The 24748-nt window shown below is 40.4% G+C and carries 22 protein-coding genes and 1 other annotated feature; of the genes, 20 read left to right on the forward strand and 2 right to left on the reverse strand.

The window, feature by feature from the left end:
* Positions 1 to 4: 4 nt before the first annotated feature.
* The 8 genes from fabF (at position 5) to BAE31_RS15255 (ending at position 9008) form a co-directional block, all read left to right on the forward strand.
* Entirely contained in the window at positions 5 to 1246 is a 1242-nt protein-coding gene (fabF, locus tag BAE31_RS15220) for a beta-ketoacyl-ACP synthase II (protein ID WP_034282078.1), read from the forward strand.
* 77 nt (positions 1247 to 1323) lie between these two features.
* Positions 1324 to 2127, forward strand: a complete 804-nt coding sequence (locus BAE31_RS15225) for a DUF2268 domain-containing putative Zn-dependent protease (protein ID WP_076840857.1) — start codon at positions 1324 to 1326, stop codon at positions 2125 to 2127.
* Positions 2128 to 2276: 149 nt separating this feature from the next.
* Positions 2277 to 3257 carry an ABC transporter ATP-binding protein gene (locus BAE31_RS15230; RefSeq protein ID WP_076840858.1) on the forward strand — a complete coding sequence of 327 codons (981 nt, stop codon included), beginning with the start codon at positions 2277 to 2279 and terminating at the stop codon, positions 3255 to 3257.
* Positions 3254 to 4276: an ABC transporter ATP-binding protein gene (locus BAE31_RS15235; RefSeq protein WP_076840859.1), complete on the forward strand. Its 1023-nt coding sequence runs from the start codon at positions 3254 to 3256 to the stop codon at positions 4274 to 4276. The genes BAE31_RS15230 and BAE31_RS15235 overlap by 4 nt, the downstream gene beginning before the upstream one ends.
* An 85-nt stretch (positions 4277 to 4361) precedes the next feature.
* Entirely contained in the window at positions 4362 to 5996 is a 1635-nt protein-coding gene (locus BAE31_RS15240) for a peptide-binding protein (protein WP_076840860.1), read from the forward strand.
* Positions 5997 to 6226: 230 nt separating this feature from the next.
* Positions 6227 to 7177, forward strand: a complete 951-nt coding sequence (locus BAE31_RS15245; protein WP_034621771.1) for an ABC transporter permease — start codon at positions 6227 to 6229, stop codon at positions 7175 to 7177.
* A 33-nt stretch (positions 7178 to 7210) separates the two neighbouring features.
* A complete protein-coding gene (gene opp4C, locus BAE31_RS15250; protein WP_139336399.1) occupies positions 7211 to 8110 on the forward strand; it encodes an oligopeptide ABC transporter permease in 900 nt (299 codons plus the stop codon).
* A 145-nt stretch (positions 8111 to 8255) separates the two neighbouring features.
* The gene (locus tag BAE31_RS15255; protein ID WP_048238479.1) at positions 8256 to 9008 is read left to right on the forward strand and encodes a YjbA family protein; all 753 of its coding nucleotides are present in this window, start codon (positions 8256 to 8258) and stop codon (positions 9006 to 9008) included.
* Positions 9009 to 9043: 35 nt separating this feature from the next.
* Here BAE31_RS15255 and trpS read toward each other — a convergent pair whose 3' ends face one another.
* Positions 9044 to 10039 carry a tryptophan--tRNA ligase gene (trpS, locus tag BAE31_RS15260; RefSeq protein WP_048238480.1) on the reverse strand — a complete coding sequence of 332 codons (996 nt, stop codon included), beginning with the start codon at positions 10037 to 10039 and terminating at the stop codon, positions 9044 to 9046.
* Between the two features lie 53 nt (positions 10040 to 10092).
* Positions 10093 to 10312 (reverse strand) — a binding site (T-box leader).
* Between the two features lie 482 nt (positions 10313 to 10794).
* Here trpS and BAE31_RS15265 point away from each other — a divergent pair.
* From BAE31_RS15265 to spxA, 8 genes are all read left to right on the forward strand, one after another.
* Entirely contained in the window at positions 10795 to 12426 is a 1632-nt protein-coding gene (locus BAE31_RS15265) for a peptide ABC transporter substrate-binding protein (RefSeq protein WP_076840862.1), read from the forward strand.
* Positions 12427 to 12542: 116 nt separating this feature from the next.
* Entirely contained in the window at positions 12543 to 13487 is a 945-nt protein-coding gene (locus BAE31_RS15270; protein ID WP_076840863.1) for an ABC transporter permease, read from the forward strand.
* Between the two features lie 3 nt (positions 13488 to 13490).
* Positions 13491 to 14408 carry an ABC transporter permease gene (locus tag BAE31_RS15275; protein WP_076840864.1) on the forward strand — a complete coding sequence of 306 codons (918 nt, stop codon included), beginning with the start codon at positions 13491 to 13493 and terminating at the stop codon, positions 14406 to 14408.
* Between the two features lie 12 nt (positions 14409 to 14420).
* Entirely contained in the window at positions 14421 to 15500 is a 1080-nt protein-coding gene (locus BAE31_RS15280; RefSeq protein ID WP_076840865.1) for an ABC transporter ATP-binding protein, read from the forward strand.
* A gap of 1 nt (position 15501) precedes the next feature.
* A complete protein-coding gene (locus BAE31_RS15285; RefSeq protein WP_047201797.1) occupies positions 15502 to 16422 on the forward strand; it encodes an ABC transporter ATP-binding protein in 921 nt (306 codons plus the stop codon).
* Positions 16423 to 16526: 104 nt separating this feature from the next.
* Positions 16527 to 16814 carry a hypothetical protein gene (locus BAE31_RS15290; RefSeq protein WP_076840866.1) on the forward strand — a complete coding sequence of 96 codons (288 nt, stop codon included), beginning with the start codon at positions 16527 to 16529 and terminating at the stop codon, positions 16812 to 16814.
* A 137-nt stretch (positions 16815 to 16951) separates the two neighbouring features.
* Positions 16952 to 17530: a GNAT family N-acetyltransferase gene (locus tag BAE31_RS15295; RefSeq protein ID WP_034282062.1), complete on the forward strand. Its 579-nt coding sequence runs from the start codon at positions 16952 to 16954 to the stop codon at positions 17528 to 17530.
* 193 nt (positions 17531 to 17723) lie between these two features.
* The gene (gene spxA / locus BAE31_RS15300; RefSeq protein WP_003211421.1) at positions 17724 to 18119 is read left to right on the forward strand and encodes a transcriptional regulator SpxA; all 396 of its coding nucleotides are present in this window, start codon (positions 17724 to 17726) and stop codon (positions 18117 to 18119) included.
* Between the two features lie 39 nt (positions 18120 to 18158).
* On the opposite strand, the gene BAE31_RS15305 is transcribed toward spxA, so the two are convergent.
* On the reverse strand, positions 18159 to 18824 hold the full coding sequence (locus BAE31_RS15305) for a TerC family protein (protein ID WP_076840867.1): 666 nt from the start codon (positions 18822 to 18824) through the stop codon (positions 18159 to 18161).
* Between the two features lie 263 nt (positions 18825 to 19087).
* On the opposite strand from BAE31_RS15305, the gene mecA reads away from it, so the two are divergent.
* From mecA to pepF, 4 genes are all read left to right on the forward strand, one after another.
* Positions 19088 to 19753 (forward strand): adaptor protein MecA, encoded by a 666-nt coding sequence (gene mecA, locus BAE31_RS15310; protein WP_041110140.1) that lies wholly within the window; start codon positions 19088 to 19090, stop codon positions 19751 to 19753.
* 87 nt (positions 19754 to 19840) lie between these two features.
* Entirely contained in the window at positions 19841 to 21361 is a 1521-nt protein-coding gene (cls, locus tag BAE31_RS15315) for a cardiolipin synthase (RefSeq protein ID WP_076840868.1), read from the forward strand.
* A gap of 162 nt (positions 21362 to 21523) precedes the next feature.
* The gene (locus BAE31_RS15320) at positions 21524 to 22684 is read left to right on the forward strand and encodes a competence protein CoiA (RefSeq protein ID WP_076840869.1); all 1161 of its coding nucleotides are present in this window, start codon (positions 21524 to 21526) and stop codon (positions 22682 to 22684) included.
* 214 nt (positions 22685 to 22898) lie between these two features.
* Positions 22899 to 24725: an oligoendopeptidase F gene (gene pepF, locus BAE31_RS15325; protein ID WP_281733681.1), complete on the forward strand. Its 1827-nt coding sequence runs from the start codon at positions 22899 to 22901 to the stop codon at positions 24723 to 24725.
* The last annotated feature ends 23 nt before the right edge of the window (positions 24726 to 24748 follow it).

Consider the following 24748-nt stretch of genomic DNA (forward strand, 5'->3'; position numbering starts at 1 on the left):
ATTAATGGATAAAAAACGAGTAGTTGTTACAGGATTAGGTGCTTTGACACCACTTGGCAACGATGTAGAGTCAACATGGAAAAATGCTTTAGCGGGTGTATCAGGGGTTGGACCGATTACACGTGTCGATTCAAGTGAATATACCGCAAAAGTAGCGGCAGAACTAAAAGATTTTAACATTGAAGATTACATGGAGAAAAAAGAAGCGCGAAAAATGGCACGCTTCACGCAATATGCAGTCGTTGCTGCTCAAAAGGCGCTGGAAGATTCACGTCTTGAAATCACAGATGAAATCGCACCGCGTGTTGGTGTATGGGTTGGGTCTGGTATTGGCGGACTTGAAACATTTGAAGAGCAGTTCGAAGTGTATTCAAATAAAGGGGCAAGACGTGTCAGTCCATTCTTCGTCCCAATGATGATTCCTGATATGGCGACAGGCCAAATTTCTATTGCACTTGGCGCAAAAGGGGTTAACTCTTGTACAGTGACAGCATGTGCAACAGGAACAAACTCAATTGGTGATGCATTTAAAGTTATTCAGCGCGGCGATGCAGATGCGATGATCACAGGCGGAACAGAAGCGCCATTAACAAAAATGTCGTTTGCAGGTTTCTGTGCGAACAAAGCCCTTTCGACAAATCCTGATCCAAAGACAGCAAGCCGTCCGTTCGACAAAAACCGTGACGGATTTGTCATGGGTGAGGGTGCAGGGATTATTGTTCTTGAAGAACTTGAGCATGCCTTAAAACGTGGTGCGACCATTTATGCAGAAATCGTTGGTTATGGTTCAACTGGAGATGCCTACCATATAACAGCACCAGCTCCAAATGGAGAAGGCGGCGTCCGTGCAATGAAAGAAGCGATTCGAGATGCAGGGTTGTCTGTGGAAGATATTGATTATATCAATGCCCACGGTACAAGCACACCTTACAATGATAAATTTGAAACAATGGCGATTAAAGAAGTGTTCGGAGAGCATGCGAACCAGCTTGCGATCAGTTCGACAAAATCAATGACAGGTCACTTACTTGGCGCAGCAGGCGGAGTAGAAGCCATTTTCTCTGTTCTTGCGATTAAAGACAGCGTCCTTCCTCCAACCATTAATCTTGAAACACCGGATGAAGAATGTGATCTTGATTATGTAGCAAATGAAGCACGTTCAAAAGAAGTACAAGTGGCTTTAAGTAACTCACTTGGTTTTGGCGGGCATAATGCGACAATTATTTTCAAAAAATACGAAGCGTAATACTTTCTGAGAAAGCGGCGGTCGATAAACAGATCGCCGCTTTTTTGCATATGATGAAAATGGAGGTGTTCAGCGGTATGGGTCTGATCAATACACAATATCTCATTCATCAATCATCATCATTTCAGGAGCTTGCAGCGCGCTTTGTTCCTTATTTTAAAGGGGCCGAGGAAAAAGAATGGTCGTCTATCCTCGCTCACCTGCAGCATCACGGGATGGTTCGGTCTTGGAGCTCGTGCAAAAACATGATCGACAGGCTCAAGGAAAAAGGGTACTTCAAGCTTGTCATGAAAGAATATCAAACGCTTCAAAAGCAGTGGAAAGGTCCCGACATTCCCGTGTTTATTTTACCTGTCAACGAGAGCAGCAGAGAAATCAGAGAGCAATTTTATTATCAATCCGGCATGGCATTTGATGACAAGGTCTTTCTTTTTTTGTCTCCAAATACCCCGAAGGAGCGAATCGGTACATTGCTGACTCACGAATATCACCATGTATGCAGGCTGCATTTTCTCTCAAAAGAAGAAAAAGACTTTACATTCCTCGATACAATCATGATGGAGGGGCTTGCTGAATATGCTGTGTATCATAGATATGGAGAAAACTATACAGCGAAATGGACCACCTTCTATAGCGAAGAACAGCTTCAGCGTATGTACAAGAAATGGGTATCCAGTCATCTTGATCAAAGAGTCCAGGACGACGAAAGGCTGATACAGAATCTTCTTTATGGAAAAGGGAACTACCCTAAAATGCTTGGTTACGCTACCGGGTTTTATATCGTGAAAAAATATTTCAATGAGCACCGAATCAGCGAGGAATCTATGATTGCAGAGCCAGCAGAAACCTTTTTAAAGGCAATAGAATCACAAAGTGAATAATTCACATAAAAAGAGACATATTACAAATTTACTAAATACTTCTTGATTTCGTCATAACGATGTAATAATATACAAATAATTCTTTTTATTTTTAAAATACAGAATATTCAGGTCCGATTCTATTGATCTAAGGAGAAAGGGGCGAATGAATGAGCACGCTGCTTGAAGTGCAAAACTTAAAAACCTATTTTTTTCGAAAAAAGGAACCGATACCTGCTGTGGATGGCGTTGATTTCAGCATCAACAGAGGAGAAACTGTCGCATTAGTCGGTGAGTCTGGGTCTGGCAAAAGCATTACGTCCTTATCCATTATGGGTCTGATTCATGGAACGGGTGGGAAAATTATGGACGGTTCCATCAAACTTGATGGAAAGGACCTTGTTACATATAGTGAAAAGGAATTATGCAGCATCCGCGGTAATGATGTATCTATGATCTTTCAGGAACCCATGACCTCACTTAATCCCGTCTTAACCATCGGAGAACAAATAACAGAGATCCTCATCTATCACAAAAAACTTTCAAAAAAAGAAGCGGTCAAAAAAGCGGTTGATCTGCTGAAGCTTGTTGGTTTTTCCCGCCCGGAGCAAATCATGAAAGATTATCCGCATCGTTTATCAGGCGGCATGCGGCAAAGAGTGATGATTGCCATAGCGCTAAGCTGTGATCCGAAGCTTCTCATTGCAGATGAACCGACAACTGCCCTGGATGTGACCATTCAAGCACAGGTACTCACTTTAATGAAAGATTTATGCTCTACCTTTGGTACATCTATTCTTCTGATCACACATGATTTAGGTGTCGTGTCTGAAGTTGCAGATCGAGTGATTGTCATGTACTGCGGACAGGTTGTTGAAAATGGGACTGTCGAAGAGTTGTTTGAACAGCCGCTTCATCCTTACACAGAAGGGCTTCTTGAATCGATTCCTGTCATTGACGGAGACATACAGCCGTTAACAGCCATCAAAGGGAATGTTCCTGCGCCAGATCAGCTTCCAGCCGGCTGCCGCTTTGCTCCTAGATGTCCGCAAGTGAAGGAACGCTGCCTGGGAGAACTGCCTAAGCTGAGAACATTTGAAAATGGCAGAAGCGTTAGATGTTTCTTATATGAGGAGGCAGACAACACATGACACTTGCTCAAAATCAAACACAAATAACAGACTTACCAGAGAAAGAAACGATCCTTGAACTGAAACAGATTCGAAAACATTTTCCGATTAAAGCGGGCGTCTTTCAAAAGAAAGTCGGTGCAGTGAAAGCTGTTGACGGCATAGACTTGAAGATTTATAAAGGTGAAACGTTAGGTATTGTCGGGGAGTCAGGATGCGGGAAATCCACACTAGGCCGGACAATGATTCGCCTATACGAACCAACTGACGGTCAAATCTTTTTTAAAGGGCAAGACATCACGCGCGTATCAGAATCAAAGCTAAGACAATCTACACGAAAAAACATCCAAATGGTTTTTCAAGATCCCTTTGCATCACTCAACCCTAGAAAAACACTTCGAAGCATCATCAAAGAACCCTACAAAACACATCACTTATATTCCTTAAAAGAAAGAAATGAAAAAGTAGAACAGCTTTTATCAAAGGTAGGTCTTCATCCAAGCTTTGCGAACCGCTATCCCCATGAATTTTCAGGCGGGCAGAGGCAGCGAATCGGCATCGCTCGTGCCCTTGCCATGAATCCCGACATGATCATCGCAGATGAGCCTGTATCAGCACTTGATGTATCCATTCAGGCGCAGGTTATTAATCTGATGGAGGAGCTTCAGGAGGAATTTGACCTTACCTATCTATTTATCTCTCACGATTTAAGTGTGGTCAGGCATATTAGCGATAGAGTCGGTGTCATGTATCTCGGCAAAATGATGGAGCTTGCTGATAAGCATAGTCTGTACGATGACCCGCTCCATCCGTATACACAGGCTCTGCTTTCTTCCGTTCCTGTCACCCGTAAAAAAGGGCAGACGAAAAGAGAACGCATTATGCTCCAAGGCGATTTGCCGAATCCTGCAAATCCGCCAAAAGGCTGCGTATTTCACACAAGATGCCCGCACGCGAAAGAAATCTGTAAAGAAAAAGTACCAGCATTTCAGGAATTAAAAACGAACCACTTTGTTGCCTGCCACCTCTACAACGCTTGATCAAGCTTGTATGATCTCATCTTTGAGAGGGGGGATGAAACAGGATTCGGTCATTATTTTTAAAAAAGAATAGGGGGAATTGTCTATGAAAGTTAGAAATAGAAAGTCCATTTTGATCAGTTTACTGCTGATTTTTACATTAATCCTTGCTGCTTGTTCTGGTGGAAATAAAACGTCTGGAGATAGTGGAAAGAAATCCACAGGTAAACCTGTACAAGGCGGCGATCTTGTCATCGGTTCAATTGCAGAGCCAACATTATTTAACTCGCTGTATTCTACAGATGTGGCAAGCTCTGATATTGAGGAAAGAATCTACAGCTTCTTACTTCAAACAGACGGAAAGCTCAACCCTCAGCTATCGCTGGCAGAGGATATTAAAGAATCTGATGACGGCAAGCAGTTTGATGTCACCATTAAAAAAGGTGTGAAGTTTCATGATGGTGAAGAACTGACTGCTGATGATGTTGTGTTTACATACAGCATTCCAATCAATAAGGATTACAACGGGGAGCGCGGATCAGGCTTTGAAGTTTTAGAGTCTGTTAAAAAGACAGGGGACTACTCGATCGAATTCAAGCTCAATAAAAAAGATCCTTATTTTTATAATGTCACACTAGGAAGCTATGGTATTTTACCTAAGCATATTTTAGGTGATGTGCCTATAAAAGATCTCGGTGAAAACGAATTTAACCGAAAAAAACCAATCGGTTCTGGTCCATTTAAATTTGCAGAATGGAAAGAAGGAGACTACGTCAAACTAGAAGCCTTTGACGATTATTGGGATGGACGTCCTTACCTTGATACTGTCACAATTAAAACCATTCCTGATCAGAATGCAGCGATTGCCCAGCTGTCAGCAGGAGATATTGATTTCTTTGCTGTACCAGGCTCCGAGCTGCAAACAGCTGAAAAAGTGAGCAACATTAAAATTGAATCTGATCTAGGACTCAATTATTCATACATTGGCTGGAACCAGAAAAATGAACTCTTTAAAAGTAAAAAGGTCCGCCAAGCGCTGACACATGCTATTGATCGTCAAACGATTGTTGACCAAGTGCTAGATGGAGACGGCAAAGTAGCCAACATTCCAGAAAGTCCGCTGTCCTGGAACTATCCAAAGGATGAAAGTGTGCCAGTGTTTGAATTTGATCAAGAAAAAGCGAAAAAGATGCTGAAAGAAGAGGGCTGGGAGGATACAGATGGAGACGGCTATCTTGATAAAGATGGCAAGAAATTCTCCTTTGTCATAAAGACCAACCAAGGAAATAAAGTTCGTGAAGATATCGCTGTCGTTGTCCAGCAGCAGCTCAAAGAAATCGGTGTGGAAGCGAAGCCGCAAATTGTGGAATTCAGTGCACTCATTGAGCAGACGACACCGCCTAAGTGGGATTATGATGCACTGCTGCTCGGCTGGAGCCTTGCGACATTCCCTGATCAATTCAGCATATTCCACTCAAGCCAGTCAGAAAAAGGCTTAAATAACATCTGGTATAAAAATAAAGAGGTCGATAAGCTGTTAGTTGATGCTAAAAACTTAAGCGATCGAAAAGATTATTCAAAGGCATATGAAAAAATTTATAAACTGATCGCAGAGGATCAGCCGTACACGTTCCTTTACTATGCTAACTCACATCGTGCTATGCCATCTAATCTCCAAGGCTACTCTTACCACCCGAAAGATGAATATTACAAAATCGAAAAATGGTGGCTTGAACAGTAGGCTGATAGTGAAGAAGGGGGGGATTCTCCCCTTTCACCGTGAAAACAATCCCTTGCATTCGGTGTCAGTTCTCTGCGTGGGTGCTAAAAAGATCACTTCGTTCGCTCCGCATCAGCATGAGGATTCAAGGGTTTTCATATCACGCTGAAAAGCAGACAAAGGGCTAAAATAACATCATTTTGGCCTTTTTTTTCACAGAATGGCGATCCGATGAAAAAGGAGTTGTGCATATGGTTACATATATCATTAGAAGGACATTGCTCTCGATTCCCATTTTATTAGGGATTACCATTTTGTCCTTTGCCATTATGAAAGCAGCACCAGGCGATCCGATGTCACTCATGATGGACCCTACCATTAGTGCGGCAGACCGGGAAGCCTTTATTGATAAGTACGGCTTGAACGATCCTGAATATGTGCAATATATGAAATGGCTTGGCAATATGCTTCAAGGTGACTTTGGCACATCCATTGTCAAAAAGGGAACACCCGTGGCTGATTTGATTTTTGCCCGGCTGCCAAATACCCTCATCCTCATGATCTTTTCTACATTAGTTGCCCTGCTGATCGCCATTCCATTTGGTGTTCTTTCAGCAAAACGTCCATACACAAAGCTTGACTATGGCATTACGGTTACATCTTTTATCGGACTGGCTATTCCAAACTTTTGGTTTGGTCTCATCCTTATTATGGTTTTATCCGTGAACCTAGGTTGGTTTCCAACTGGCGGAGTCTCTACCTTGAATGCCGATTTTAATGTGTTTGACCGGCTCCATCACATCATTTTACCAGCCTTTGTTTTAGCAACGGCTGACATGGCAGGGCTGACCAGGTACACAAGGTCAAGTATGCTTGATGTCATGAGGCAGGATTATATTCGCACAGCAAGAGCGAAAGGCTTTAGAGAAAACAAAGTCATTTTTAAACATGGTTTAAGAAACGGTCTTATGCCTGTCATAACGATTTTCGGATTAATGATACCATCCTTTATTGGCGGCGCAGTCGTGGTGGAACAAATATTCACCTGGCCAGGACTTGGAAAGCTGTTCATTGATTCTGCCTTTTCGAGAGATTATCCGGTCATTATGGCGATGACCGTTATTTCCGCAGTGCTTGTGGTGGTTGGAAATTTAATAGCGGATATTTTATATGCGATTGTTGATCCGCGTATTGAATATTAGAAGGGAGCTGAAGCACAATTGGCACAGCCTAATATGGGAACACCTCCTGTTGATATCAAATTAAAGGAGGGCCTTCAACCAAAGCCAGAGACGATGCTGCGTTTATTTTGTGAGAAATTTTTTAAAAATAAATTGGCGGTTGCCGGCTCCGTGATCTTATTGGTCATTATCTTTTCAGCCATTTTCGCTCCAGTGATCGCTCCATATACACCAGAACAGCAAGATTTATTGAAGCGGCTCCAGCCGCCAAGTGCTGAGCATTTTATGGGCACTGACAAGTTTGGCCGCGATATTTTCTCAAGGGTGCTATATGGCGCGCGGGTCTCTTTATTGGTTGGTTTCGTCTCAGTGGTCGGTGCAATCACCATTGGCACTGTCGTTGGCGCGGTCGCGGGGTATTTCAAAGGGTTTGTTGATTCTTTGTTAATGAGGTTTGTCGATGTCGTGTTGTCGATTCCAGACATTTTTCTTTTGATCACGCTTGTCACCATTTTCAAACCGGGCATTGATAAATTGATTTTAATCTTTGCTTTGACCGGCTGGACAACAACGGCCAGACTGATCCGTAGTGAATTCCTATCACTTCGAACAAGAGAATTCGTACTCGCGGCGAGAACCATTGGAACGAAAAATCATGTCATCATCTTTTCGCATATTTTACCGAACTGTATCGGTCCTATTATTGTGTCAGCTACATTAAAAGTAGGCACCGTCATTTTAGCTGAATCAACACTCAGCTATCTTGGATTTGGTATTCAGCCGCCAACGGCAAGCTGGGGGAACATGCTGCAAGATGCACAAAATTTCTCGATTATGGTGCAAGCATGGTGGTACCCGCTTTTCCCAGGTTTATTCATTTTGCTGACTGTTTTATGCTTTAATTTTTTAGGAGATGGGCTGAGAGATGCACTTGATCCTAAAAAGCTGAAATAAAGTTTAAAGGGGCTCTGCGTTTCCTGAACGAAAGAAAGACATGAAGCTCATCATTCTCAGCTTGTAGTTTTGATAAAGTTGGAATAATTTCTCTATCCCTTGCCCATACTGTGGACAACAGTTTTTATAAAGTGAGGGATTGGTTATGTTATTTCTTCATGACGTATGGGTGAATTGGTTTGAAGGGGAAGAAAATGGCTACAATGTGTGTCATTTTCATGAGTGGCGTAAGGAGGACAGCGTTGAACTGTTAGATCAAGTGCCTTTACTTAAGGTGCAGAGCCCTTTGTTTGATTACATAGAGAATGATCTTTCAGAGCTGCCGAAGACACTGCTAGAGTCTGTATTTGAGAAATCCTATATTCGAAAAAATCATGAACGCCGTAAATTAGAGTATTGCTTTGTGGTCACAGACGGCATTCGAATTATTGCTGTAGATACGATTGGGTATTCCATACCTGTGAGAAAAAGCCGCTTGATCCCAAGGCAGGAGCAATTGGTGTATGAAATGGTGAAAGATGTGAAGGCAGAGGAATATGAATTCTCTAAGGAAAGCCTTGAATCGACGAAGGAGTATCACATTCTATCACTGCCGCCGCAGCATATCAGCGGATTAACGAGAAAAGAAAGACAGCTGAAGCAGCTGATGTTTATGGCGCTCGATCAATTAAAAGGGCTCCAAAACAGGGCGGAAATTGCGTATTGGTATACGGAATGGAATCCGCGCATGTACAACCAAATCAAACGAATGTCATTCGAAGAGATTTGGAACATGCTTTACAATGAAACCATTGATGGATGGTCAGAGAATCATTTAGCCTTCTGTGAAAAAATGATTAAAGGACAGCCTTTTTTCGAAAAGCTTTGGGAAATGGAAAACGAATCAAAAGTAAATTAGAAAAAGCCTGCAGCGTGTTGTGCTGCAAGCTTTTTTTATTTGCGTTTTCTGCCAAGACCCATCGCATTCTCCATTTTTTTCAGCATTTTGTTCGCTGCGCGGTTTGCTTTTTCAGCACCTTCGTCTAGAATGCGGTCAAGCTCGTCTGATTCAATGAGTTCATAGTAACGATCTTGAATTGGTTTTAAAGCATCAACGACAACGTTCGCAAGATCTCCCTTAAACTCACCATACCCTTTGCCTTCATACTTTTGTTCAAGCTCTGCAATTGATATGTTACCTAACACAGAATAAATCGTCAGCAAGTTGGCGATACCAGGCTTGTTCTCTTTGTCATACTTGACGATGCCTTCTGAATCCGTCACAGCACTTTTAATTTTCTTTTCAAGCTGCTTTGGTTCATCCAATAAGGTAATGAAGGATTTTTGGTTCGGATCAGATTTGCTCATCTTTTTCGTTGGATCTGCTAAAGACATAATCCGCGCGCCTTCTTTTGGAATTTTCACTTCAGGCACAGTGAAGATGTCATTGTACTTTCGGTTAAAGCGTTCAGCAAGCGTTCTAGTCAATTCAAGATGCTGCTTTTGGTCTTCTCCAACAGGGACTAAATCAGTACCATATAATAAAATATCGCCAGCCATTAATGGGGGATACGTTAATAGGCCTGAAACAACGGCTTCCTTACCAGCGGATTTGTCCTTAAATTGGGTCATTCTTTCTAATTCCCCAATATAAGCAACACATTGCAGCATCCATCCTGCCTGGGCGTGAGCAGGTACCTCTGATTGGATAAACAATGTCGCCTTCTCTGGATCAAGTCCAACAGCTAAATAAAGAGCTGCTAAGCTTCTAATATTTTGGCGGAGAGCTAATCGGTCCTGACTCACCGTAATCGCATGCTGATCGACGACACAAAAATAGCCATTATAGTCATGCTGCAAATCGACAAATTGCTTCATTGCTCCAATATAGTTCCCTAATGTGACTGAACCGCTCGGCTGAATGCCTGAAAAAATTGTCTTTTTTGTCATACTAAAACCTCTTTTCTTCAATATAAAAAGGCCCACCCATCACTTTTCAACAGAAAAGGGACGAATGAACCGTGGTACCACCCTTGTTATTTCACATAGAAATCACTCAAGACGTTGATAACGGAGACTGCTCCGTCTAAGCCTACTCACTTTTTAGAAGTGTTCGGTTAGCTGCTCCAAAGCCCATTCCATACATGCCATTATCTGCTCACACCGGCCGCAGACTCTCTGTAAATGGTGAATATATGTACTCTTCTTTTTCATCGCAACAATATGTCTATCTATTATAAAGGATGACCATGAAAAAGTCACGAAGCCATTATGTGACCTTCTCATCATGCCTATTGACACTTAAAATTTTAGATAAAATACCAAATATCTGTCAGAATTTTTTAAAAAAGGATGATTAATTATATGTATAAAACATTATTCCTGCTGAATTTGTTAAATTATTTTAATCAATTTACGCTTTAATTTGTTGAAGTGATTGAGACTTTAGTTTATAAAAATCCCTCTTTATCCCCATTTACGTTTTTAAAAAATATATGAAATTAATATTGCAATAAATTATTCTATTCATTATAATGAATTTGTTCACACGTTTGTGCTAGGCTCTTTACATAGTGAAAATTCAGAAAAAACAAAAGAAATAGAAAGTAAGCTATTTAGGGACTTTTTTACGCTATTTCTTAAATCTGAATCTCATCTTCTATCGAGACCTTTGAACTAAAAACATATTATAAGGGGGAATACAGTTGAAAAAGCGTTGGTCTGTTGTTACTTTAATGCTTATTTTCACACTTGTATTAAGCGCTTGTGGTTTCAGCGGAAACAAATCAGGCGACAGCAGTTCTGGAGAGGCTAAAACAACATTAAATGTGAATATCTCCACTGAGCCTTTTTCTCTACATCCGGGATTGGCAAATGATTCAACTTCAGGTAGTGTCATCCGTCAGACTTTTGAAGGGTTAACAAGAATTAACGCTGAAGGAAAGCCAGAAAACGCAATGGCTTCTGATATCAAAACAAGTGCTGATGGTAAAACTTATACATTTACACTTCGTGATGCAAAATGGTCTAATGGTGACCCTGTAAAAGCAGAAGATTTCGAATATGCTTGGAAATGGGCATTAGATCCTAAAAATGAATCTCAATATGCTTACCAGCTTTACTATATTAAAGGTGCTGAAGCAGCGAATAAAGGGAAAGCGAAAGTTGCTGATGTTGGCATTAAAGCTAAAGACGACAAAACGCTTGTAGTAGAGCTAGAGAACCCAACACCGTTCTTTACTGAACTAACTGCATTCTATACTTATATGCCAGTCAACAAAAAAGTGGCTGAAAAGAATAAAAACTGGTACACGAATGCTGGTGAAAACTACGTATCTAACGGACCATTCGTTCTATCTAAATGGAAACATGGCGGTTCTATCACGCTTGAAAAGAACAACGATTACTGGGATAAAGATACTGTGAAATTGAAAAAGATCAACATGTCTATGATCAAAGATACGAACACTGAGCTTAGCATGTTCCAAAAAGGCGAGCTTGACTGGGCTGGTTCTCCAACTGGAAACCTTCCAACTGAGTCTCTACAAAAATTGAAAAAAGATGGCGGTCTAAAAATTCAAACGATCGCAGGTGTTTATAACTATAAATTCAACACTGAAGTAAAACCTTTAAACAATGTAAACATCCGTAAGGCACTTGCATACTCAATTAACCGTCAAGCGATCGTTGACAAAATTACGCAAGGTGAACAAGTTCCTGCCATGGCAATCGTTCCTCCAACAATGGAAGGTTTCGAGGGCAACAAAACTGGCTACTTCAAAGATCATGATGTAACAGCAGCAAAAGATCTCCTTGAAAAAGGTGCAAAAGAATTAGGCTATAAGTCAGTTTCTGATCTTCCAACATTGAAATTGTCTTACAACACAGATGAAGCCCACCAAAAGATTGCACAAGCAATTCAAGAAATGTGGAAGAAAGACTTAGGATTAAAAGTAGAACTTGATAACTCTGAGTGGAATGTTTATATCGATAAACTTCACAGTGGCGATTACCAAATCGGACGTATGGGCTGGTTAGGTGACTTTAACGATCCAGTGAACTTCCTTGAGCTTTACAAAGATAAAGACGGTGGGAACAACGACACTGGATGGGAAAGCAAGGAATATAAACAATTGTTGAATGATTCTGCAAAAGAAACAGATAAAACAAAGCGTGAAGAAATGCTGAAAAAAGCAGAAGAAATTCTCATCAACGATATGCCTGTAGCACCAATCTACTTCTATACTCAGCTTTGGGTACAAGATCCAAAACTAAAAGGTGTAGTTGTATCTGGTCTTGGTGATGCTCAATACAAATGGGCACATTTCGAAAAGTAATAGTTATAGTGTAAGAGATCTACGGCAAGGATCTTAAGGTATATGGAGGATGTCTCTCCATATACCTTTCTTGCTGATTAGAGAAATTGTTGTAAAATCATGGAGGTGCAATTCCGTTGCTTAAATATATCGGTAAGCGATTAATATATATTTTAATCACACTGTTTGTTATTGTAACTGCAACTTTCTTTCTCATGCAGGCAGCACCTGGTGGTCCATTCTCTGGTGAGAAGAAGCTTCCTGCTGAAATTGAAGCAAACCTAAACGAGCACTACGGATTGGACAAGCCCTTATTTGTTCAATATGTAAGCTACCTAGGTTCAGTTGCAACATTAGATTTTGGTCCCTCATTTAAATATAAAGGACAAACTGTAAATGACTTAATCAGTTCTGGATTCCCCGTTTCCTTTACCCTCGGAATTGAGGCAATTCTCCTCGCATTAGCATTTGGTGTATTGTTTGGGGTCCTTGCAGCGCTTTATCATAACAAGTGGCAAGACTATACGATTGCCATTTTAACGATATTTGGAATTTCAGTTCCAAGTTTTATTTTAGCAGCGCTACTACAATATGTTTTTGCATCTGAGGCAAGCTTTTTAGCGATTTTCCCAGTTGCAGGATGGGAGTCTTGGGCCAGCACCGTACTACCTTCTATTGCACTTTCCTTCATGCCAATGGCATTTATCGCTAGACTTGCACGGTCAAGTATGCTTGAAGTACTAAATAGTGACTACATTAGAACGGCTAGAGCGAAAGGATTAACAAAATCTGCTGTGACGATCAAACACGCCATCCGAAACGCATTGTTACCTGTTATCACATACATGGGACCAATGGCTGCTTCAGTTTTAACAGGCAGTTTTGTCGTTGAGAAGATTTTTGGTATCCCTGGATTAGGCTCTCACTTTGTCACAAGCATTACAAACCGTGATTACACCGTCATCATGGGTGTTACAGTCTTCTACAGTATTATTCTATTAATCAGTATTCTAGTCGTTGACGTCCTCTACGGTATTATCGATCCTAGAATTAAACTGACGAAGGCGAAGAAAGGGGTCTAACACATGGAAGAGATGAGAAAAGATTTATTTGTGCCTGCGACAGCTGACGCAGCAGAATCTGAAAAAATTACTAAACCTAGTCTATCTTTATGGAAGGATGCCATGCTTCGCTTCCGTGCCAATAAACTTGCAATGGTTGGACTCACAATCATTTTTATTATTGTGATGCTGGCCATCTTTGTTCCGATGTTTTCTAAATATGATTACTCCACGACTGATTTGCTGAATGCGGACCAGCCGCCTTCAAAAGAGCACTGGTTCGGTACAGATGATTTAGGACGTGACATGTTTGTCCGTACATGGGTCGGGGCAAGAATTTCGATCTTCATCGGTCTTGCTGCAGCGGTCCTTGACGTGATCATCGGTATTATCTGGGGAAGTATTGCTGCGTTCAAAGGCGGCCGTACAGATGAAGTGATGATGCGTATCGCAGACGTTTTATGGGCAATTCCAACACTATTAATGGTTATCTTAATGATGGTTGTTCTGCCAAAAGGATTATTAACGATTATCCTCGCCATGACAGTCGTAGGCTGGATTAACATGGCACGTATTGTTCGGGGCCAGGTTTTACAATTAAAGAGTCAAGAATACGTTCTTGCAGCACAAACATTAGGTGCGAAAACATCTAGACTTTTATTTAAACACTTAATTCCTAACTCAATGGGACCAATTCTTGTGACGATGACATTAACGATTCCTTCTGCTATTTTCACGGAAGCATTCTTAAGTTACCTAGGGCTTGGTGTGCCTCAGCCATTAGCAAGTTGGGGAACGATGGCGTCAGACGGGATTCCAGCAATGACTTACTACCCTTGGAGATTATGGTTCCCAGCCGCATTTATCTGTATTACAATGTTTGGTTTTAACGTGGTTGGAGACGGACTAAGAGACGCTTTAGATCCGAAGTTGCGTAAATAAGGAGTGATTAGGATGGAACGTGAACGTATTCTAGAGGTGAAAGACCTTGCAATCTCATTTAAAACATATGGTGGAGAGGTTCAAGCCATTCGTGGTGTGAACTTCCACTTAAATAAAGGCGAGACACTTGCTATTGTAGGTGAATCTGGCTCAGGTAAAAGTGTGACATCACAGGCCATCATGAGATTAATTCCGATGCCGCCGGGTTATTTCAAGCGCGGACAGATTCTGTTTGATGGGCAAGATATTGTCAAGAAAACCGAGAAACAAATGCAAACCATTCGAGGAAAAGACATCTCAATGATCTTCCAAGATCCGATGACGTCTTTGAATCCAACGATGAAGGTCGGGAAACAAATTACAGAAGTGCTGTTCAAGCATGAACAAATTTCAAAAGAAGCGGCTGAAAAAAGAGCCATTGAACTATTGAAGCTTGTAGGAATTCCGATGCCTGAAAAAAGAATTAAACAATATCCCCACGAATTTAGTGGCGGTATGAGACAAAGGGTTGTCATCGCCATGGCGCTTGCAGCAGATCCAAAGCTGCTGATTGCCGATGAGCCGACGACTGCACTTGATGTAACAATTCAAGCACAAATTTTAGAATTAATGAAAGAAATTCAGCAAAAGGTTGACACTTCGATTATCTTTATTACGCATGATCTAGGTGTTGTTGCCAACGTCGCTGATCGTGTAGCTGTTATGTATGCAGGACAGATTGTGGAGACAGGGACTGTCGATGAAATTTTCTACAATCCTAAGCATCCGTATACATGGGGACTTTTAGCATCCATGCCGAGTCTTGACACAGATGGCGGAGATGAAGGAAAGCTGACTGCCATTCCAGGAACACCGCCAGATCTGACAAACCCGCCGAAAGGAGATGCATTTGCACTCCGCAGCGATTATGCAATGAAAATTGACTTTGAACAAGAACCGCCAATGTTCAAAGTATCAGATACGCATTATGTGAAATCATGGCTACTTCATCCGAATGCACCTAAAGTTGAACCGCCTGCTTCTGTAAAGGCGAGAATGCGTGAACTAGAAGGTAGCTACGAAAAACCTGTATTAGTAAAAGAGGGTGAATAGCATGGCAGAAAAACTGTTAGAAATCAAAAATTTGAAACAGCATTTCCATACAGCAAGAGGAACTGTAAAAGCAGTTGATGGGGTTTCATTTGATATTTACAAAGGTGAAACGCTAGGTCTTGTAGGTGAGTCTGGCTGTGGTAAATCCACTACGGGCCGTTCGATCATTAGACTTTATGATGCAACAGATGGTGAAGTTCTTTATAAGGGAGAAAATGTACACGGGAAGAAATCAAGACAAAAAATGCTTGAGTTCAACCGTCAAATGCAGATGATCTTCCAAGATCCATATGCTTCACTCAACCCTAGAATGACAGTGCTTGACATCATTGCAGAGGGCATCGACATTCATGGCCTTGCAAAAACAAAACAGGCGCGTAAAGAGCGTGTGTTCCAATTACTTGAAACTGTTGGCTTGAACAAAGAGCATGCGAACAGATACCCGCATGAATTCTCAGGTGGTCAAAGGCAGCGTATTGGAATTGCACGTGCATTAGCAGTTGAGCCAGATTTCATCATCGCTGATGAACCAATCTCTGCATTAGACGTGTCGATCCAAGCGCAGGTCGTCAACTTATTGAAAGAGCTTCAAGAGGAAAAAGGCTTAACGTATTTATTCATTGCGCATGACCTGTCCATGGTAAAATACATCAGCGATCGTATCGGCGTGATGTATTTCGGAAAATTGGTTGAGCTGGCACCAGCGAATGAATTATACGAAAACCCGCTGCATCCATATACAAAATCATTGCTGTCTGCGATTCCGCTCCCAGATCCTGATTATGAGCGTAACCGCAAACGAATCAAGTATGATCCATCTGTTCACAAAGGAACAAACACCGAGTTCCGTGAAGTGAAGCCAGGTCACTTTGTGAGCTGCACAGAGGAAGAATTCAAAGAGCTACAGGCGAAACAATCATAAGAAGGAAGAAGCACTGCTAAGTCAGTGCTTCTTTTTTTATTTTACAAAAAAACAAGATGATGGTAATTTTTAGTTAAGTGCAAGCAGATACCGGAGGAAATCAAATGTTAAATTGGAAAACTTATCGTTATTCATTGCTTCATGTTCTCCTTGTATTCATGCTTTTTTCAACGTCTTTTTTCAGGAAACCAAACGGAGGAAAGTGGATGCTCGCGTTTATGGTGCTCATTGGGATTGTGTCTTTTTCGGTGGAATATTTGCTTAACCGAAAGACAAGCGGTCAGAAGAAAGAAGCACGGCGCGTAAAATATCTTTATTTCATCATGCTTCAAATTGCGATGACAATTATCCTGTTTGTCTGTATTCAACTCGTCATGAATCGTTCGTTATAAAACTTTTTTTTCGTTAATTGAAAAAAAGTGAAACTACTTTAGACTTTGCTGCGTCTTACTAGTACAGGCGTTTAAATAGCAGGAAATCGGGAATATCTAAGGAAGTGGTTCTTAACTATAGCATAAGGAGCAAATCCATGAATTGGTATGAAAAGCTCAGTGAATACTTCCCGATAGAAGAAATGAAGTCAAAAGAGCATATGGAAGCTTTATTAAAGGAAAGAAGTGATATTTATCATAAGGAGGAAGGACCTCATCATGTGATGATGTACGCCGAATTTGATTCTTTCATCTTTATTGATTATTTATTTGTTTCCAAAGATGCAAGAGGTGAAGGCCTCGGGTCAAAGCTTATTCATAAGCTGAAGGAAAAAAAGAAACCGATCTTGCTTGAGGTCGAGCCTGTAGATGAAGATGATGCAGATACTGCAAAACGCCTAAAGTTTTACCAAAGAGAGCACTTCAAGCATGCAGAATCAATCGGTTATAAACGCAGGTCACTTGCAACTAATGAAGTGAACCGCATGGAAATTCTTTATTGGTCGCCTCTTACAAATCATGAGGAAGAGATCATGGAAGCCATGAGGAAGACCTATGAACGAATCCATACGTATAAAGATGAAGAATGGTATGGACAATCGTATGAGGATGTTGATGATGTATTGAAGATCATTGAAAATAGAAAGCAAAAAAATATTTTCGATCATCTCGAGTAAATGAGAATGTTCTGACATCCAGCAGCACGACAAAATGAATGAAATTGTCTAGTTTTTGTCACAAAAATTGCAAGAAAATCTGTTCACACTTACTTTTTTATAGTATAATCACTATAAAGATTACTTATTTAGAACAATTTTAATTTAAGAATACAGATCAATATTCATTCTACAAATTGAGGAGTGAAGATTTATGGTAACATTATACACATCACCAAGCTGTACATCATGTAGAAAAGCAAGAGCGTGGTTAGAAGAGCACAATATCCCATATCAAGAGAGAAACATTTTTTCTGAGCCTCTTTCAATCGATGAAATCAAAGAAATTCTTCGAATGACAGAAGACGGTACAGACGAAATTATCTCAACACGTTCAAAAGTATTCCAAAAACTAAATGTCAATGTTGAGACAATGCCGCTTCAACAATTGTATAAACTAATCAATGAGCATCCAGGTCTTTTGCGTCGTCCAATTATCTTGGATGAAAAAAGATTACAAGTTGGGTACAATGAAGATGAAATTAGACGTTTCTTACCAAGAACGGTTCGTACATTCCAACTAAGAGAAGCTCAGCGACTTGCTAACTAATAAAAACGCGAAAAGCTGCCGATCATTTGGCAGCTTTTTTTATTTGTTTTCAGCCGTTTGTTCGTAAAAGAGGCTTGCTAATATGACAGTAATGACGGTTAAAAACGGTAGCATCAATTCAAGCGTGGCATGCTGTGACATAAATTCAGTCAATTTCACATCACGCACAATCATTTCTCCGCCAGTAAAGGCCAAAAGTGCACTTCCTCCGTATAAAAGAAACGGAATTTTAGTTAAAGCTGCATGAATCAGTTTGCTTCCCCAAATAATAATCGGTACAGAAATCATGAGGCCAAACGCGGTCAGAAGCATGTTCCCTTTTGCTGCACCTGCAACTGCGATGACATTATCAAGTGACATAAAGAGGTCGGCAATCACAATGGTTTGAACTGCACGCCAAAGGGAGCCGCTGCTCTTAATCCGAATGGATTCCTTCTTTTGTTCAATTAACAGATTGTATCCTATATAAAGGAGAAAAAGACCGCCAATAAACTGCAAATAAGGGATAGTCAATAAATAAACGGCGGCACCAGTCATTGTAATTCTCATCAACACGGCTAAAAGAGTGCCGATCCAAATGGCTTTATTGCGTTTGTCATGTGATAAACTTCGACTGGCCATCGCAATGATGAGTGCATTATCTCCGCCTAAAATCAGGTCTATGCCAATAATCATCAGTAAGGATACGATCCACTCTGTTTCCATCCATTTCACCTCTTGTCCTAATAAAGCTCGTACAACCAATATATGAGGACAATTCAAATATATGTTTCTGCAAGTTTTCTCTGCAAAAAATGCGTTTTTATTTCTTTTATTCATGTTTTATCATAAAATAGACAGTACGAAGCAATACCTCAATTCTTTAAACGGTTAACATGTAGACGGAACGGGTAAAGTGTAGTAAAGTACTATTAATTGGGAGCTTGTATGTCCCTTCAACATCTTATATAGAAGGGAAGGTTGGCAAAATGGAAATCGAAAGAATAAATGAACATACAGTAAAATTTTATATTTCCTACGGTGATATTGAAGATCGCGGATTTGACCGTGAAGAGATTTGGTATAATCGTGAGCGCAGTGAAGAGCTGTTTTGGGAAGTAATGGACGAAGTGCACGAAGAAGAAGAATTTGCAGTAGAGGGACCGCTTTGGATTCAAGTACAGGCACTTGACAAAGGTCTTGAAATTGTCGTGACAAAAGCCCAACTTTCTAAAGATGGACAAAAGCTCGAATTGCCGATTCCAGAAGATAAAAAAGATCAAACAGATGAAGAAAGCTTAGACGCACTGCTTGATGATTTTCATAAAGAAGAGCAAGATCAAGAAGAACATAATGAGAAGGACAAAAAACTTCAACTTCAATTTGTGTTAAAAATGGATGACTTTGAAGATTTGATTGCACTTTCTCAATTAAATATGCAGGATTTTACCACAAGTTTATATTCGTTTGAAAACCGTTATTATCTATATGTTGACTTCCACGAGGATTTGTCAGATGAGCAAGTGGAGAATAAGCTCAGCATTTTGCTTGAATATGCTCATGAATCAGTGGTCAGCATCTACAGACTGAAAGAATACGGTCAGCTGATTATCGAAGGGAATGCCCTTGAAACGATTCAACAGCACTTCTCGTAACTAACAAAAAGTCGATTTCTATAGAGGAATCGGCTTTTTTATCTGAATGAATAGGTAAATAAAGAGATCGGCAAGGAGAAAAATGAAATGAGAAATTTAGTCAAAGTTCTATTTTTTCTAATCATTACGATAGGTGCTTATTTAATCATCCAATTGATTGTCGGTGATTTAGCGGTAAGTGTATTAAGTTCTGTCAGTGTTCTATTTACTTTATCGATTATTTTCATCGGATTTGTTATTTTCTTGGAGAACCGGAATCCGTCTCAAACGATTACATGGCTTGTCCTGCTTGGCAGCTTTCCGTTATTCGGCTTTTTGTTCTACATTTTCTTTGGACGCAATATCAAAAAGCGCCGGCTGTTTGAAAAGAAGGCGGTATTGGACGAGAAGTTAATCCAGGAAGATGAACGTATCCATAGAGAAGCGATTGAAAAAATGACGCATATGGGTGATCATCAGCAGCTCTTATTTAAGCTGGCCCACAGACTCGGACATACTCCTATTACATATCGCACGTCCTCTAAAGTCTTAACCAATGGTGAAGAAACATTCTCTCATATTTTTGAAGAGATTAAAAAAGCAACTCATCACATTCATTTAGAATATTACATTCTCCGCCACGATGACCTTGGTCAAGAATTAAAGGAGATTCTCATTGAAAAAGCGAAAAATGGCGTGATTGTCCGTTTTTTATATGACGATGTAGGAAGCTTAAAGCTTTCTCGTCAATATATTGCTGACCTAGAAAAGGCTGGCGTTCAGATCGTTCCGTTTTTACCAGTAAGGCTCCCCCTTTTAAATAATAAAATCAACTTCCGAAATCATAGAAAAATTGTCGTAATTGATGGAGAAGTGGGATTTGTCGGCGGGCTTAACATTGGAGACGAATACTTGGGCCGAAGCAGACAATATGGATTCTGGCGTGATACACACCTGATGATTAAAGGCGAAGCTGTTCGTGACCTCCAGCAGATTTTCATGCAGGATTGGTATTATATGACGAATGAAAGATGCTCAGGTGTGGACTATTTCAAAGATTTCAGCCACCTTGAGAGTACAACAGAAGGCGTACAAATGATTGCTGGCGGGCCTGACAAGCAGTGGGAGGTCATTAAAAATCTCTTTTTCTCTATGATCATCTCCGCTAAAAAGTCCATCTGGATCGCTTCACCGTATTTTGTCCCGGATGATGATATTTTGTCAGCATTGAAAATTGCCGCATTGAGCGGAGTAGATGTCCGGATTATTGCTCCAAAGAATCCAGATAAACGGATTGTTTTCCATGCGTCTCGTTCATACTTCCCAGAGCTTCTTGACGCAGGGGCGAAGGTGTACGAGTATGATCAAGGCTTTATGCATAGTAAATTTATTATTGTGGATAATGAACTGGCTTCAATTGGAACGGCAAACATGGATATGAGAAGCTTTCATTTGAACTTTGAAGTGAATGCCTTCCTCTATAAAACGAAAAGCACAGAGAAGCTCGTCAACGATTTCTTAGGTGATTTAGAGCATTCACATGAAATTGTTTCAGAAGAGTTCGCAAAGAGACCTTTGAGGGTCAGACTGTTTGAATCAACCGCAAGATTATTATCACCACTTTTATAAAGATTATATTTTCCCCCTTTTCTATAAGGGGGATTTTTGATTTTACTGAAGAAATGATTATTAAAATCATCTTTTGACACGGTAAAAATTCATTTTGCCTTTTCGCTTCCTTATAGAAGAACAAGCTATAATACGGTTATCAAAGAGCAAGGGGCGAACTGAATGAATGCAGCAATTATGGATAACGGTAAGCTTATCCGAATGACACATCATCTATCGAAAAGCCGTCTGGAGCATGTAAGAACGACGTGCAAATTTTATTGTCCTGAGTGCAGGGAGGAGGTGCAATTAAAGCTAGGGGAGCATCGTGTCTATCATTTTGCGCATAAACAGCTGACAGCATGTCCGTTAGCCTCAGGCGAAACGGCTTATCATCAGGCGGGAAAGGATGCTATTATGAATTGGCTGAAGGGGCTTGGACATAAACCTGCGCTGGAAAAGTATATGTCAAATATTCATCAGCGTCCTGATGTGACCGTCTCTATAGGAAATGAAACCTATGCAATCGAATTTCAATGTGCAAATATTTCCCGGCAAGAGCTTCGCAAAAGAACAGCAGGTCTCCGCGAGGCAGGGCTCTTTCCCATATGGATGATAGGGGCAAATCGTTTAAACCGAAAATCTGCCCAGCTTTTTTCTTTCTCCTCCATTCATTGGGGAATTTTAAGGGAATCAGAGGAAAGGCGGTTGATTTTTTTCTGCCCGATCCAGAATAGGTTCATCCATCTTGATCAATTCCTCGTGTTTCAACCAACGAAAATATGTGCGGCCATGACTGTCAGACCGCCTTCATCATACCGCGTAATTCCGGCATTTCTATCTCCGCCTTCAAGCAAGCGTCAAGTAAACCAACAATGGATTAAATGTATACAGCAATTTAGGTTGCGTCCTCCTCGCATTTTATCAAATGAAAGCAAACGTTTGAGAGATATTTTTTATGAGCATCATCAAACAGCATTCCCTTTTTTGCCAACTGAATTATTTATCCCGGTGCAAGAAGCGTATATCTTTACAAGTCCCGTGTATGTTTGGCAGGGGTGCCTCTATGATTGGATGATGCGGAAAAAAGGAAGCGGAAGAGTGACGATTCAACAGCTGATGATGGAAATCAATCGATGTGTGCAAATGAAAGAAGTGAAACTCCGATATGGCGATGTTTCAAGAGAAGAAATAAAAGAGGTGGTCACTGCATATGTAAATGCGCTTGTAAGACAAGGGTTTTTACATATGACGAAAGAGGGTAATTATGAAGTATCGTCGAATCAAATGCCTATACGAACACTAGATGAAGTGTTAAAACGAGATGCTTTCTTATTTCATTAGCATGTTTCATGACCACTTTGATCATGATAAGAAAAAGGTGGTGCTGCTATTGAATCAAAAGAAACGCTTTTTTCTCATTTTTTTAGTCTGTTTGGTATTTATTTCTGCATATGATTTGACAAATATAGTTCAAAACAAAGAAGATAAATACAACACCAATTTCTTTCACTTTCCGAAAGGTTGGTTCAACACAACTCATGCAAGGGGGATTCATATGACTTCACAAAACAAAAACAATCATTTACCAGACAGAAGCGAAGTAAAAGAAGAAAACAAATGGCGTCTTGAAGATATTTTTGAAAGCGTTGATGCATGGAACAAGGAATTCGAAGCGGTCAAAAAAGAAATTCCGAAGCTGGCCCAGTTTAAAGGCAAGCTGGCCCATTCTGCTGATGTTCTGTATGAAGCCCTCACCTTTCAGGATCAACTTTCTGAAAAGCTTGGCAAGCTTTATACATATGCGCACATGAAATATGATGAAGATACAACGAACTCATCATTTCAGGCGTTAAATGATAAGGCATCGAATCTATTTACACAGCTGTCTAGTACATCTGCTTATATTGTTCCAGAGATTTTATCGATTCAAGAAGATAAATTGCAGCAATTCATACTAGAAAAAGAAGAATTAAAACTGTATTCACATGCTCTCGAAGAAATTAATAAAGAGCGTCCACATATTTTAAGTGAGGAGCAAGAAGCTTTATTAGCTGAGGCATCTGAACCACTTTCATCTTCATCTACTACGTTTAGTATGTTTAACAACGCCGACATTTCGTTCCCTTCTGTAAAGGATGAGAATGGGGAGGAAAAGAAGATTACCCACGGCAACTTCATCACATTTTTAAATAGTGATGATCGTGAAGTGAGAAAGAATGCTTTTAAAGCTGTGTACAAAACGTATGATCAGTATAAGAATACACTTGCTTCTACACTGAGCGGTTCGATTAAAAAGGATAATTTTTATGCAAAAGTACGAAATTACAAATCGGCAAGAGAAGCAGCACTATCACGAAACAGCATCCCGGAAGAAGTGTATGACAATCTAATTGATACAGTTCATCAATATTTACCGTTATTACACCGTTATATTGAATTACGTAAAAAGGTATTAAAGCTTGATGAAGTGCACAATTACGACTTGTACACACCACTTGTGAAAGATGCTGGCATGAAGCTCACCTACGATGAAGCAAAGGATTATATGCTGAAAGGGTTAGCCCCATTAGGAGAAGAATATGTGTCCGTGTTAAAAGAAGGACTCGAAAATCGCTGGGTAGACGTTTATGAGAATAAAGGGAAACGAAGCGGTGCTTATTCATCTGGGAGCTATGGTACAAATCCATATATCCTCATGAACTGGCAAAATAATATTGATAATTTGTTTACACTGGCTCATGAATTTGGGCATTCCGTCCACAGCTACTATACAAGAAAGCACCAGCCATATCCGTATGGAAACTATAGTATCTTTGTAGCTGAAGTGGCTTCCACTACAAATGAAGCGTTACTAGGCGAATACCTGCTTAATCATTTAGACGATAAAAAGCAGCGTTTGTATGTATTAAACCACTTGTTAGAAGGATTTAGAGGAACGGTATTTAGACAAACGATGTTTGCTGAGTTTGAGCATCTTATTCATGTGAAAGCACAAGAAGGAGAGGCTTTAACGCCAGAATTTATGACGAACCTTTATTACGACCTGAACAAGAAGTACTTTGGTGACGGCATGGTGGTTGATAAGGAAATCGGATTAGAGTGGACGAGAATCCCTCATTTTTATTACAACTATTATGTGTATCAATACGCGACAGGCTATAGTGCGGCGCAGGCATTAAGCAAGCAAATCTTACAAGAAGGAAAACCAGCGGTAGAGCGCTACACCGATTTCCTTAAAGCAGGAAGCTCTGATTATCCAATCAATGTGCTGAAAAAAGCAGGTGTTGATATGGCTTCTAAAGAACCAATCGAAGCAGCATGTCAATTGTTCGAAGAAAAACTAAAAGAAATGGAAGAACTCATCTCCAAAACAGGTGAGTAATGAAAAGACTTCTGTCAGACGTG

The organism is Bacillus sp. I-2, from assembly GCF_001974945.1.
Classification (GTDB): domain Bacteria; phylum Bacillota; class Bacilli; order Bacillales; family Bacillaceae; genus Bacillus; species Bacillus safensis.